Genomic DNA, 1,019 nt, shown 5'->3' with positions numbered 1-1,019 from the left:
GAAGCAGTTGGAAGGCCTGGACGTCTGCGACAGAATGCTGCGGGATCTCGTGCGCAGCGGCGTAAGTGCGTTTGTCAACAATTCGCTTAAGGATTACGAAGCGCTGGCGAAGCAGATGAACGATTATTATCTGCCCGGCATTCAGCGCCAGCTTGTGACGCTGATCGCGGCGGCGCGCACCGCTCAGACTTCAGAGGGAACTTACGACGCGGTGTTTACCGAACTTTTGCGGCTGAACCAGACGGTAAAGCAGGGCCGGCAGTATCTGAACAAGAAGCTTCAGGATCAGCCGGTGACTCCTGAGGAAAAGGGAATAGAAGAGGGACTCGGCACGATTTGGAATCTCAGCGACTTGAAGGAACAAGGCTTTGAGATCGGGGAACAGTCCCTGATTCAGCTCGGCTTCCGCGTACGCTATGATTCAGCACATCAGGAAACCGTGGAGGAAGGGTTCTGGTTTGTCCATCCGCTCAATGAAATTCATAAAACAATTCATATCCGGCCGAAAAAGGCGGAGAAATACATCCGGGAAGAAGACAGCGTATTGATGAAAATCAAGGCGCCCGCGGTCTATCTGTATCCCGGCGCCGGCAACCGCCGGCTGCGCTATGAAGAAACGAGGACAACCGAGCCGCTGAACGGGGACGATTACGCCCGGATCCGGCAAGCCGCCGGCGAAACGTTGGAAACTGTGATCAAGGACGTTAAAAACAAGCTGAAAAATCCCTTCGTCAAAAATGAAGTCGCAGCGCTGATCGCGTATGCCGAGATCCGCCGCCAGGACGAGGGATTTGTGATGTTGGACCGGCAGGGTGAGGCGCTGGCGCTTTCGCCGCTGGAGGGAATGTCGTTGATGGCGCTGACGGCGCTGCCTGAACAGAAATTGTTGGCAGACCAATGTGCGCTTCTCTTGTTTTCCTACGAAGCTCAAACCCACCGGCTCATCGCGAAGCCGATGAGTTTAATCAGCGCCGAACACATCGTCCGGCTGTTGTACTAGGAGGTGGCGGAAATGATCC

General features: G+C 55.0%; 1 protein-coding gene. It reads left to right on the top strand.

All coding sequences use genetic code 11. The features are described 5' to 3' along the window. A partial coding sequence (locus tag HOLDEFILI_RS19980) for a hypothetical protein (protein WP_006061386.1) occupies positions 1-1,000 on the top strand: 1,000 nt, incomplete at its 5' end. Positions 1,001-1,019: the final 19 nt, after the last annotated feature.

The organism is Holdemania filiformis DSM 12042 (genome assembly GCF_000157995.1).
Taxonomy (GTDB): Bacteria; Bacillota_I; Bacilli_A; order Erysipelotrichales; family Erysipelotrichaceae; genus Holdemania; species Holdemania filiformis.
This window is presented reverse-complemented; position numbering and strand designations above follow the sequence as displayed.